General features: G+C 69.0%; 14 protein-coding genes. 7 read left to right on the top strand and 7 right to left on the bottom strand.

The features are described 5' to 3' along the window. Nucleotides 1-119: 119 nt before the first annotated feature. A complete protein-coding gene (locus AC5Y4C_RS13525) occupies nucleotides 120-359 on the top strand; it encodes a hypothetical protein (protein WP_499909776.1) in 240 nt (79 codons plus the stop codon). Nucleotides 360-364: 5 nt separating this feature from the next. On the opposite strand, the gene AC5Y4C_RS13520 is transcribed toward AC5Y4C_RS13525, so the two are convergent. Next, nucleotides 365-997: an O-methyltransferase gene (locus tag AC5Y4C_RS13520; protein WP_499909779.1), complete on the bottom strand. Its 633-nt coding sequence runs from the start codon at nucleotides 995-997 to the stop codon at nucleotides 365-367. A 181-nt stretch (nucleotides 998-1,178) separates the two neighbouring features. Here AC5Y4C_RS13520 and sigE point away from each other — a divergent pair, with 181 nt between their 5' ends. The 4 genes from sigE (at nucleotide 1,179) to tatB (ending at nucleotide 4,467) form a co-directional block, all read left to right on the top strand. Then, nucleotides 1,179-1,976, top strand: a complete 798-nt coding sequence (gene sigE / locus AC5Y4C_RS13515; RefSeq protein ID WP_499909781.1) for an RNA polymerase sigma factor SigE — start codon at nucleotides 1,179-1,181, stop codon at nucleotides 1,974-1,976. A 53-nt stretch (nucleotides 1,977-2,029) separates the two neighbouring features. Then, nucleotides 2,030-2,425 carry an anti-sigma E factor RseA gene (gene rseA, locus AC5Y4C_RS13510; RefSeq protein WP_499963587.1) on the top strand — a complete coding sequence of 132 codons (396 nt, stop codon included), beginning with the start codon at nucleotides 2,030-2,032 and terminating at the stop codon, nucleotides 2,423-2,425. A gap of 105 nt (nucleotides 2,426-2,530) precedes the next feature. Then, a complete protein-coding gene (gene htrA / locus AC5Y4C_RS13505; RefSeq protein WP_499963585.1) occupies nucleotides 2,531-4,057 on the top strand; it encodes a serine protease HtrA in 1,527 nt (508 codons plus the stop codon). After that, nucleotides 4,057-4,467, top strand: a complete 411-nt coding sequence (tatB, locus tag AC5Y4C_RS13500; protein ID WP_499963583.1) for a Sec-independent protein translocase protein TatB — start codon at nucleotides 4,057-4,059, stop codon at nucleotides 4,465-4,467. Before htrA ends, tatB begins: the two co-directional genes overlap by 1 nt. Before the next feature lie 6 nt (nucleotides 4,468-4,473). Here tatB and AC5Y4C_RS13495 read toward each other — a convergent pair whose 3' ends face one another. The 4 genes from AC5Y4C_RS13495 to AC5Y4C_RS13480 all read right to left on the bottom strand — a co-directional run bounded on the left by AC5Y4C_RS13495 (nucleotide 4,474) and on the right by AC5Y4C_RS13480 (nucleotide 9,065). Next, nucleotides 4,474-5,619, bottom strand: coding sequence for an Mrp/NBP35 family ATP-binding protein (locus tag AC5Y4C_RS13495; protein WP_499963581.1), 1,146 nt, complete (start codon nucleotides 5,617-5,619; stop codon nucleotides 4,474-4,476). Nucleotides 5,620-5,648: 29 nt separating this feature from the next. Next, a complete protein-coding gene (locus AC5Y4C_RS13490; RefSeq protein ID WP_499963579.1) occupies nucleotides 5,649-7,064 on the bottom strand; it encodes a lytic transglycosylase domain-containing protein in 1,416 nt (471 codons plus the stop codon). A 124-nt stretch (nucleotides 7,065-7,188) separates the two neighbouring features. Further along, nucleotides 7,189-7,734, bottom strand: a complete 546-nt coding sequence (locus AC5Y4C_RS13485) for a DUF1003 domain-containing protein (protein WP_499909865.1) — start codon at nucleotides 7,732-7,734, stop codon at nucleotides 7,189-7,191. Between the two features lie 32 nt (nucleotides 7,735-7,766). Further along, nucleotides 7,767-9,065, bottom strand: coding sequence for a magnesium transporter MgtE N-terminal domain-containing protein (locus AC5Y4C_RS13480; protein WP_499909793.1), 1,299 nt, complete (start codon nucleotides 9,063-9,065; stop codon nucleotides 7,767-7,769). Nucleotides 9,066-9,089: 24 nt separating this feature from the next. Between AC5Y4C_RS13480 and AC5Y4C_RS13475 the strand changes: the two genes are divergently transcribed. Then, a complete protein-coding gene (locus tag AC5Y4C_RS13475; RefSeq protein ID WP_499963577.1) occupies nucleotides 9,090-10,055 on the top strand; it encodes an HpcH/HpaI aldolase/citrate lyase family protein in 966 nt (321 codons plus the stop codon). A 2-nt stretch (nucleotides 10,056-10,057) separates the two neighbouring features. Here AC5Y4C_RS13475 and AC5Y4C_RS13470 read toward each other — a convergent pair whose 3' ends face one another. Beyond that, nucleotides 10,058-10,498: a DUF4190 domain-containing protein gene (locus AC5Y4C_RS13470; RefSeq protein WP_499963575.1), complete on the bottom strand. Its 441-nt coding sequence runs from the start codon at nucleotides 10,496-10,498 to the stop codon at nucleotides 10,058-10,060. A gap of 17 nt (nucleotides 10,499-10,515) precedes the next feature. After that, on the bottom strand, nucleotides 10,516-11,028 hold the full coding sequence (locus tag AC5Y4C_RS13465) for a DUF4190 domain-containing protein (protein WP_499963573.1): 513 nt from the start codon (nucleotides 11,026-11,028) through the stop codon (nucleotides 10,516-10,518). 109 nt (nucleotides 11,029-11,137) lie between these two features. Between AC5Y4C_RS13465 and AC5Y4C_RS13460 the strand changes: the two genes are divergently transcribed. Continuing rightward, entirely contained in the window at nucleotides 11,138-11,647 is a 510-nt protein-coding gene (locus AC5Y4C_RS13460; protein WP_499909799.1) for a YflT domain-containing protein, read from the top strand. Nucleotides 11,648-11,697: the final 50 nt, after the last annotated feature.

The following is an 11,697-nucleotide window of genomic DNA, read 5'->3' as shown; positions in this document are numbered from 1 at the left end:
AAACGCGTGTTCAGTCCGTCGTCAAGGGAGAACGAGCGTCGTCGCAATGTCGGCGAAACGCCCCGCGGCATGCAGGCTCGGTGTCACGCTGTCAACACCAGAAGCGAAGTGGGGGTGAGATGGGCACACCATTGCAGGAAACGGCGCCGGACACCGTGTCGGCATTGCTACGGATGCTGAAGGTCAACCATGCGTCCGCCGAAAGCCAGGCGGCGGCACTGCGTAACTGGTTGCGCGCCAACGTAGCTGGGCCCGCGTTGCGTCTGAGCCTGCTGGCCAATGGCTACGGGGACATCTTCGACGAGGCCGTCGGTCGCCTGCCGCGTCACGCCCACCACGCGACCATGTACTCGGCCTGACGAATTCAGTCCCGGGCGGCAATCAAGATGCCGTCGCCGAGCGGCACCAGCACGGGGGTCAGCCGCTCGTCTTCGGCGATCAGGCGCGCCGCCTCGCGGACCGCGGTCACCTCGGGGTCGGCTGCCTCGGGGTCGCCCGCGCGGCCGCCGAGTGCCGCGCGATGCACCACGATCGCCCCGCCGGACCGCAGCAACCGGACGCCCTCGGCAATGAACTGCGGCTGGTCGATCGGATCAGCGTCGACGAAGACGAGGTCGTAGGACTCGTCGGCCAGCCGCTGCAGAACCTGTTGGCCCCGGCCGACGATCACGCGGGTGCGCGACGGGGCGATGCCCGCCTCGTTGAACGCTTGCTTGGCCAGCCGCTGGTGCTCCGGCTCCACGTCGATGGTCGTCAGCACGCCGTCGTCGGCCATGCCGCTCAACAACCACAACCCACTGACACCGGCACCGGTGCCTACCTCGGCGACCGCCTTGGCGCCCGACAGCCGCGCCAGCACAGAAAGCAGCGCACCCACCGCTGGAGTGACGGCGCCGGCGCCGGCGTCGACCGCGCGCTCTCTGGCGGCGGCGACAATCGGATCCTCCGAAATCGAGCCCTCGGCGTGTCCCAGGATTCCAAGCTGCGAGGCGACCATGCCCGCAGCGTAGAGCCAAAACCCGCCGGACCCGGGCAGGCGCGCCAGAGAACCGACACGCCCGGTTCTCGGCACGAATTTCGCCGGATCCGCCCAGCCAGTGGCCCTGATGGACGGCATTCTCAGGGAAACTTCAGGTACCTCATATATCGGGCACACCGGCATGGGGAACGGTAAGCGGATGGCTCACCCAGGCTGGCTGTTCGGGAATAGCTCCGACGGACTCGACGTTGGCCGCTACGACGCATCATCGCCGGCGCCTGCCGGCAGCGACGAATTGCCGGCGGCCGCCGGCTCGGACCTGGAGGATCTCACGACCCGCACGCTAGCCCAGACCGTGGTGCCGCCTGCAAGCATGACGCACTTCGAGCGTTCCTTCGATTCCGGCTGGGTGGAGGAACCCGACGAGCCCCAAGGCACCGCGGTGTTCGACGCCACCGGCGACAAGAACGCCATGCCCTCATGGGACGAGCTGGTGCGCCAGCACGCCGATCGGGTGTACCGGCTGGCCTACCGGCTGTCGGGGAACCAGCACGACGCCGAGGACCTGACCCAGGAGACGTTCATCCGGGTGTTCCGTTCGCTGCAGAATTACCAGCCCGGAACCTTCGAGGGCTGGCTGCACCGCATCACCACCAACCTGTTCCTCGACATGGTGCGCCGGCGCGCGCGGATTCGGATGGAGGCGCTGCCGGAGGATTACGACCGCGTGCCCGCTGACGAGCCGAACCCCGAGCAGATTTACCACGACGCCCGGCTGGGGCCGGACCTGCAGGCGGCGCTCGATTCGCTGCCGCCGGAGTTCCGCGCCGCAGTGGTGTTGTGCGACATCGAAGGCCTGTCGTACGAGGAGATCGGCGCGACGCTGGGCGTCAAGCTGGGCACTGTGCGCAGCCGCATCCACCGTGGTCGCCAGGCGCTGCGGGACTACCTCGCCGCACACGGCAGCACCGAAGCCCCGGCCGCCGAATCTGTCTGAGCGCCGTGACCCGCGCTACATTCGAGGGTGCCACGTCCGCCAGAGGAGGGATCATGGCCGATCCAGGGCACGTGTTCAGGCGCGTGTTCTCGAGGCTGCCCTCGCCGTTCGCCTCGCAAACCGACGCGCCAGTCGGCCCGCGCCAATTCAGCTCTACTGAGCACCTGTCGACTGAGGCCATCGCCGCGTTCGTCGACGGGGAATTGCGGATGACGGCTCATCTGCGCGCCGCCAACCATCTGTCGCTGTGCCCGCAATGCGCGGCCGAGGTCGAAGGCCAGCGGCAGGCCCGCGCCGCGTTGCGTGATTCGCGGCCCATCCATGTGCCCACCTCGCTGTTGGGCGCGCTGGCGCAGATTCCGAACCTGTCCGAGCAACCCGAGGAGGACCCGGGCGGCACGGCCACCGACGAGTCAGGCATGCCGCGCGGTCGCCGCAAGCGCCGGTAGGGTGGACAGCACTTCACAGGCTATGAGCGCATCACGCGACGGACACCACAGTGCGATCAGCGCCCCGCCATGGCACGCCGTCCGCAGGCCCGAAAGAGGAGCCCGTTGAGCCCCGACAAGCACAACACCGACACCCCTGACGGCTGCCCGCCTCTCGGCTCGGGCGACGGCAACGCGTCCACCCGCCTGGCTCCCCGGCCGATCTCGCGGCCCCCGGTCGATCCTGCCGCCAGCCGCGCGTTCGGCCGCCCGGCCGGCGTCGCCGGCTCGTTCCTCGGCGCCGACAAGCATCGCGACCAGGGCGAATACACCCCGCGCGACGCCCCGCCAGATCCCGTGCTGGCCGAGGCGTTCGGCCGCCCCTACCCGGGTGTCGAGTCCCTGCAGCGCCACCCCGCCGACGCGGGTGCGCTCGACGGCGAGCGCGACGACGAGACCGATGGCGCCGAGGACCCGTGGCGCGACCCGGCCGCGCCGGCGTCCCTGACCGCGCCGGCGTTGCCCCAGCCCCGACCGGTGGCGGCGAGTGGTGACACCGGCAAGCTCGGCGTGCGCGACGTGCTGTTCGGCGGCAAGGTGTCGTACCGCGCATTGGCGGTACTGGCGGGCATCGCGTTGGCGATCGCGTTCATCGGCGGCTGGGTGGGCCGCAAGACCGCCGAGGTGGTCGAGGCGTTCACCACGTCGAAGGTCACGCTGTCGACCAGCGGCAGCCAGCCGCCCGAGGGCCGGTTCGCACAAGTGGCCGCGGCCGTGGCCGACTCCGTCGTCACCGTCGAGGCGCTCAGCGACCAAGAGGGGTCGCAGGGCTCCGGCGTGGTGGTCGACGGCCGCGGCTACATCGTCACCAACAACCACGTCATCTCGGAGGCGGCCAACAGCCCGAGCCAGTTCAAGATCACGGTGGTGTTCAACGACGGCAAAGAGGTGCCGGCCAACCTGGTCGGCCGTGACCCCAAGACGGACCTCGCGGTGCTGAAGGTCGACAACGTCAACAACCTGACCGTCGCCCAGTTCGGCGACTCCGACAAGGTCCGCGTCGGCGACGAAGTGATCGCCGCAGGGGCGCCGCTCGGCCTGCGCAGCACCGTCACCGCAGGCATCATCAGCGCGCTGCACCGGCCGGTCCCGCTGTCCGGTGAAGGGTCCGACACCGACACCGTCATCGACGCCCTGCAGACCGACGCGTCGATCAATCACGGCAACTCCGGCGGTCCGCTGATCGACATGAACTCTCACGTCATCGGAATCAACACCGCCGGAAAGTCGTTGTCCGACAGCGCAAGTGGGCTCGGCTTCGCGATCCCGATCAACGAGGCGAAATCCACCATCGAAGCGCTGATCAAAGACGGCAAGGTCGTCCATCCCACGCTCGGCCTGACGGCCCGCTCGGTCAGCAACTCGGTGGCGTCCGGCGCGCAGGTGGCCAATGTGAAGGCCGGCGGACCCGCCGAGAAGGGCGGCATCCTGGAGAACGACGTGGTGGTGAAGGTGGGCGACCGAACAGTCGCGGACGCCGACGAGTTCGTAGTCGCGGTCCGTCAGCTCAAGATCGGCGAGCCGGCTCCGATCGAGGTGGTGCGCGACGGCAGGCATGTGACGTTGACGGTCACTCCAGCGCCGGAAAGCTGATGTTCGCCAACATCGGCTGGGGCGAAATGCTCGTGCTGGTGGTGGTCGGGCTCGTCGTGCTCGGTCCGGAACGGCTGCCGGGAGCCATCCGCTGGACAGTCAACACGCTGCGCCAAGCCCGCGACTACGTCAGTGGCGCCACCAAGGACCTGCGCGACGAGCTGGGGCCCGATTTCGATGAACTGCGCGAACCGCTCGCCGAGTTGCAGAAGCTGCGGGGCATGTCGCCGCGTGCCGCGTTGACCAAGCATCTTCTCGACGGCGACGACTCGATTCTCACGGGCAAGTTCGACAAGCCGGCCGATGAGCGCTTGCGCGAAGAGCAAAAATTCCACCTACCACCGGACACGCCCGCGACGAAGCCCCAAACACCAGACGGCCCCGCGCCCTTCGATACCGACGCGACGTAGGCGCGCTCAGCGGCGGGCGGTGTCGATGCCCAGCGACAAGCCGGCCAGCCCGCGCCGGCGCGACGCCAGCGCGTCGGCAACCTTGCCGAGTTCTTTGCCAGCAGGCGAATCCGGCGCCGACAGCACCAGCGGCACGCCCGCATCGCCGGCGGTCACCAGCGCAGGATCCAGCGGCACCTGACCCAGCAGCGGAATCTCCGCGCCGACGGCCTTGGACAGCCGTTCGGCCACCTGGCGGCCACCGCCCTCGCCGAACAGCTGCATCGTGGACCCGTCAGGCATCAGCAGCCCGGACATGTTCTCGACGACCCCGACGATGCGCTGGCGGGTCTGCAACGCGATCGCGCCGGCGCGCTCGGCCACCTCGGCGGCCGCGATCTGCGGCGTGGTCACCACGAGGATCTCCGCGGTCGGGATCAGCTGGGCCACCGAGATCGCGACGTCGCCGGTGCCCGGCGGCAAATCGAGCAGCAGCACGTCCAGGTCACCCCAGTACACGTCGGCGAGGAACTGCTGAAGTGCGCGGTGCAGCATCGGGCCGCGCCACACCACCGGGGTATTGCCCTGGGTGAACATCGCGATCGAAATGACCCGCACGTCGTGAGCGACGGGAGGCAGGATCATCGACTCGACCTGCGTCGGCCGGTCGGTGACGCCCATCATCCGCGGGACCGAGTGGCCGTAGATGTCGGCATCGAGCAGCCCGACGGACAGGCCCCGGGCCGCCATTGCCGCCGCCAGGTTCACCGTCACGCTCGACTTGCCCACGCCGCCTTTTCCGGAGGCGACGGCATACACCCGGGTCAGCGAGCCGGGCTGGGCGAACGGAATCACCGGTTCGCGTTCGTCGCCCCGCAGCATCTTGCGCAGCTCGGTGCGCTGCTGATCGCTCATCACGTCGAGGCTGACCCGGACCGCGCCGGTGTCCGGGACGTCGGTGACGGCTCGGGTGACCCGTTCGGCGATCTCGGTCTTCTTCGGGCAGGCCGCGGTGGTCAGGTAGATCTCGACGTGCACGCCGCCGCCCGGCTCGATCGAAATGTTCTTGACCATGCCCAGTTCGGTGATGGGCCGGCGCAGCTCAGGATCGATCACCTTGGCCAGTGCTGAGCGCACGGCTGCCAACGTCAGGTCGGTGGGGTTTTCGGCCATCGCCGACGAGTCTACGGGCCGACCTCGGTTCAGCTGGCTGGGCCGGGCAGCGGTCCCGTCGACGGCGGCAACCCAGCTGCCGGCGTCTGCTCGGCAGGAGCGGGAGCGGGCGGCGCAGGCATGCCGGGCCACGGCGGCATTGCGGGTGCCGGCGCTGCGACGACCGGCATCGGCGCGGCCGGACCCGGAAGCGGTGCGGCGGGACCCGGCAGCGGTGCGGCCGGCGCCGGGCCGGGCAGCCCGCCCGGCCACTGGCCAGCCGGCGCCATCCCGGGCAGCGGCGGCCCGAACGGCGTCGCAGTCGGCGGTGTGACGGCGGGCATGGAGTTGGGGCCGAAGCACACCAGCGTCGGGCAGGCAGGCGGTTGCTCCGGGTACTGGCTGGGGTCCATGCCCGGCGGTAGCGCCGGCATCTGGTTGGCGACGGACGTGTTGCCGAAGTTGACAAGCTGCATCTGGGTCATCGGGTCGCCCATCGGCAAGCCCAGCACGTTGAGCGGCAGGCCAGGCCCGAGCCCCTCTGGCATGGACCCCTGTGCACCTTCGAGGTGCGCGTCACCCATTGGCGGAACCGGTCCGGTGATCGGCGGCAGATCGACGGGCACCACGCCGGTCGCATATGCCGCGGCCCAGCCCAGTACGTTGCGGGCATACGGCATCGAGTTGTTGTAGCGCAGGATCGCGCTCAGCACCTGCGACTGGTCACGCAGGTTCAGTCCGCCGCTGCACAGGTAGCGTGCCGCGGCCAGCGAGGAGTCGAACAGGTTCTGCGGGTCGGCCTTGCCGTCGCCGTCGCCGTCGGACGCATAGCGGGCCCAGGTGCCCGGCAGGAACTGCATCGGACCCATCGCGCGGGCGTAGGTCGGCTGACCGCTGGGCGCCATGCTCTGCACGATCACCTCGTTGCCCGGCAGCGATCCGTCCAAAGTCGGGCCGTAGATCGGGCGCACGGCGGTACCGCGAGCGTCGGTGGCGCCGTTGTTGGCGTGCAGCGATTCGATGCGCCCGATGCCGGCGAGCAGGTTCCAGCTGACGCCACAGGCCGGCTGGGCCAGCGACATCATCCGCTCGGCGTTGCGGTAGGCGGACAGCGCCATCGACGGAATGCGAAGAGCGCCAGGGGAATTGACGACGACCGCGGGCGGCGGCGCGGAGATCGACGCGGCCGCCACGTGGAAGCTCGACGGCGGGCGGCTGACCTGGACCACCGAGGGACCCGAGATGTCACCGCGGTTGGGCACCACCGCGGCCAGCGTCATCACGTTGGCGTCCTGGGTGGGCGGATGCACCAGCGGCGCCGGGTTCGGCGCAGCGGCGACAGCGCCCGCGAACACTACCGGCGCCACAACGATCAGGGCCGTCGCAGGCGTGCGAGCGGCTCGGGTAACCCGTCGGCGCGCCCACTCGAGGGCGTTGCGAGCCCCGGAGCCTCCCCCTTCGTGCACTCACACCGTCCTGACGTCGTCGGGCCTGTGAACTGAATCACCATACCTATTCGGAAACGAGATGTATGCACATTGGTCACTGTGAAATCTCCCGCACCAGAAAGACGCGCTGCGATCTCGCCGGCTACGTAGCGCGCTTCGCCCGCCGCTCGGCGAGATCGGCCTTGGCCGCGGCCTCCGGTTGCGACGAATCCGCCAGCGACTGCTCGATGACTTCGCGCAGCTCGTCGAGCTCGCGGCGAAGGTAGTCGCGGGTCGCCACTTCGCCGATCGCCAGGCGCAGCGCCGCCAGCTCCCGGGCCAGGTACTCGGTGTCGGCCTTGGTCTGGGCTGCTCGTCGGCGGTCCTCGTCGAGCGCCACCCGGTCGCGGTTCTCCTGCCGGTTCTGCGCCAGCAGGATCAGCGGCGCGGCGTAGGCGGCCTGCGTGGAGAACGCCAGATTGAGCAGGATGAACGGGTAGGGGTCCCAGCGCCAGCGCACCGCGCCGAGGTTCAGCCCGATCCAGACGACCACGATGATCGTCTGCCACAGCAGATAGCGGCCGGTGCCCAGGAAACGTGCGATCGACTCACTGAATCGCCCCACCGCCTCGGGGTCGAACGAAGGCGTCAAGCGGTGCCGGTAGGGCCGGGGGGTGTCGAGCCGCTGACGCGCCGACGCCGCGCTGATGGGCCGATCCGTCTGCGCTTCTCGCCTGCTGCTCACGTCACCCCCTCAGCGCTCGACGAGAGTTCGGGTTCCTCGAATTGCAGCCGCCAGTCGTCCGGCAGCAGGTGGTCGAGAACGTCGTCGACGGTCACGGCGCCCAGCAGGTGGTTCTGGTCGTCGACCACCGGCCCGCAGACGAGATTGTAGGCAGCGAAGTATCGGGTCACCGCCGCCAGCGACGACTCGGGAGCCAGGCTTGGCAGGTCGGTGTCCACCATGCCGCTGACCAGCGCCGCCGGTGGTTCCCGCAGCAGGCGCTGCAGATGTACGCAGCCCAGATAGCGGCCGGTCGGGGTGGCCGTCGGCGGCCGCGCGACGAACACCAGCGACGCCAGCGCCGGCGTCAGATCCGGGTCGCGGACTCGGGCCAGCGCTTCGGCGACTGTGGTGTCCGGCGCGAGCACCACCGGATCGGACGTCATCAACCCGCCCGCGGTGTCGGGGGAGTGGCTGAGCAGCCGGCGCACCGGCTCCGAGTCCTCAGGGTCCATCCGACGCAGCAGCACCTCGCGATCGACCGGGTTGATCACCTGCAGCAGGTCGGTGGCGTCGTCGGGATCCATCGCCTCGAGCACGTCAGCCGCGCGTTCGGTGTCCAGCTGCATCAGCAGCGCGCGCTGCTCGCTTTCGGACAGCTCCTGCAGCACGTCGGCGAGGCGTTCGTCGTCAAGCGCGTTGATCAGCTCGACGCGGCGCTTGGTGGGCAATTCGCGGATCGCTTCGGCGACCTCGATCGGGCGCTGGTCCTCGAACTGGTGCAGCAGCTGTGCCACTCCCTGGCCGGGCAGCGCCAGCGCCGACGGCGTCAGGCCCTGCACGTGCTGCCAGTCGACGACGTAGATGTTGCTGCGCCGACCGAGCCGGCGCGGGCTGCGCACCGCGACCTTGGTCACCACCCACTCGCGGGTACGCGTCTGCTCCACGCCCAGATCCACGACCACGACGTCCATGCCGGCCAGCTGCTCGAGTTCGGGATCGGTGACCCGCACGCGGGTCTCCACCACCTGGCCGAGCACCAGCACCTCACCGGGGCGCTGTGCGAACCGGCGCAGCGACACATTGGCCGTGGTGAGGGTGACCGCATTCGGCTCGATCGCGGTCACTCGGGTGATTGGAACGAAAATCCTTCGGCGCGTGAGCAATTCGACAACCAAACCCAACACGCGCGGCTGCTGGCGGACGATGCTGATGCTGATCACCACATCGCGCACCCGGCCGATCGACTCGCCGTCGGGGCCGAGCACGACCATGCCCGCCAGCCGCGCCGCGTACACCCTGTTCACCGCAGCCATGACTGCAAGGGTAGGAGTAATCCCGTGGATGAGACTGAGCAGACCGCCTATCGGCCGCGCCGGACCTGTCTTTCCGTGCCGGGCAGCAGCGCCAAGATGATCGAGAAGGCCAGGGGCCTGAGCGCCGACGAGGTGTTCGTCGACCTGGAGGACGCCGTCGCGGTCGACGCCAAGGAACAAGCCCGCACGCAGGCGGCGATCGCGCTGTCAGAACCCGGCTGGAATGCGAAGCTGCTCGGGGTTCGCGTCAACGACTGGACGACGCCGTGGACGTACACCGACGTGATCGAGGTGGTGTCCACCGCTGGTGCCGCGCTGGACATCGTGGTGCTGCCGAAGGTCAGCGACGTGTCACACGTTCAGGCGCTTGATCTTCTGCTGACTCAGCTGGAGATGACGCACGGCCTTCCGGTCGGCCGCATCGGCATCGAGGCGCAGATCGAGAACGCCCAGGGGTTGACGAACCTGGACGCGATCGCGGGCGGCCCGCGGATGCAGGCGCTGATCCTCGGACCCGCCGATCTGATCGCCAGCCTCAACATGCGCACCCAACAGGTCGGTGAGCAGCCGCCGGGCTACGACGGCGACGCGTACCACCACGTTCTGATGTCGATTCTGATCGCCGCCCGCACGCACGGGATCGCCGCGATCGACGGGCCGTACCTGAAGGTGCGCGATGTCGACGGATTCCGAAGAGCCGCAGGCCGATCCGCGGCACTGGGCTATGACGGCAAGTGGGTGCTGCACCCCGACCAGATCACGGCGGGCAACGAGATCTTCAGCCCGCGCCAGGACGAGTACGACCACGCCGAGCTGGTTCTCGAAGCCTACGAGTGGCACACCTCGGCGGCCGGGGGCGCGCGGGGCGCAGTGATGCTCGGCGACGAGATGCTCGACGAGGCCAGTCGCAAGATGGCGCTGGTGATCGCCGCGAAGGGCCGGGCCGCCGGCATGACGCGCCAAGGCGAACGGTTCCAGCCGCCGCGCTGAGGCTAGGTGTAGGACGAGGAGTCCGGGGACATTCCGATGAAAATCCAAAACGGTATGCCGAGCACCAGCGTGACCACGCCGACGATCACGGCCGCCAGCGCCATGCCGTGCCCGCTTTGGCCGGTGCGCGCAGTCTGACTCATCGCGACCACGCCCAGCACGATCCCGACGAGCGAGGGAACGAAGCAGAAGCACAGCGGCACCCCCAGGCAGGCCGCCACGAGCGCACCGATCGCCATGCCGTTGGTGCCTTGCGGTCGCTGCATCGCGTACGGGTCGTACGGGTTCGCGCCGTATTGCTGGTACGGCGGCGGGAACGGCGGATATCCGGGAGGCGGGCCGGGATAGCCGGGAGGCGGGCCGGGATACGGCGGCGGACCCGAAAACCCTTCCGTCGACGGGTATTCGAACGGACGGTCGGGGTCGTTGGGATCGTACGTCACGACTGACTCACGGCGGACTATGAAGAACCGAAGGCGAAGAGGCCGATGACGAGGATCGCGACGATGGCGAGCAGCAGCGTCACGGCACCGACGATGATCCCGGCAAGCGCCATGCCGCGGCCCTGTTCACCGGATTCTTTGATCTGGTTGATCGCGATGATGCCGAGCACGACGCCGACGATCGCGGCGATCACTCCGAATATCCCGCACAGGAAATCCAGAGGAATACCGATGATCGAGGCGACCAGCGAGCCGACGGCCAAGCCGTTTGTTTTCTGTTGGGGCGGATAACCTCCCGCGTAGGGCACGGGGGGATATCCGGGCATCGGCGGCGGCGGATAACCGCCCGGCGGCGGGTATGACGGCGGCGGGTAGGGCGGCGGATAGCCCGGTGGCCCATACGCGGGCGCAGGAGGCGGGGGATAGCTTGGCGGCGGCGACTGCGGCTGCTCGATCGGGGGCGGCTCGTATCCCCCCGAGGGAACGTCGTGCTCGCCGGGCCGCCGGCCCGGGTCGCCGGGTGTCGTCATGGCGATCAAAATAGCTTACGGGCTGGTGACGCGCGGACCTTCACCGACTTCGAGGCCGGCCGGGGCACAATCGAGCGGTGCACCGCACACACGTGAGGAGACAGAACCGATGACGAGCCCATTCCAGGGGCAGACGCCCAACACACCGGGACCGGGGCCCAAAGGGCCGTCGCTGCCCACCCCGCCGAAGGGTTGGCCGATCGGGTCGTATCCGACATATGCCGAAGCGCAGCGCGCGGTGGACTACCTGTCCGACCAACAGTTTCCGGTGCAGCAGGTCACGATCGTCGGCGTCGACCTGATGCAGGTGGAACGCGTCACCGGCCGGCTGACCTGGCCCAAGGTGCTCGGCGGCGGCGTCGTCACCGGGGCCTGGCTGGGTATTTTCATCGGCCTGGTGCTCGGGCTGTTCACCGGGACGTTGCTGGTGCCACTGCTGTACGGGGTGGTCTCGGGTGTGGTCTTCGGGTTGATCACTTCAGCGGTCCCGTACGCAATGGCCCGCGGCACAAGGGATTTCAGCTCCACGATGCAACTCGTGGCCGGGCGCTACGACGTGCTGTGCGATCCGCAGAACGCCGAGAAGGCCCGAGACTTGCTGGCCCGCTTGACGTTATAGCCGCGCAGGTTGGCGCTACGCCGTTTTTCGGCGCAGGTCACGATTGCGCT

Source organism: Mycobacterium sp. NGS35, from assembly GCF_059812855.1.
Note: the sequence above shows the minus strand (reverse complement) of the source record. Positions and strands in the feature narration are given on the sequence as shown.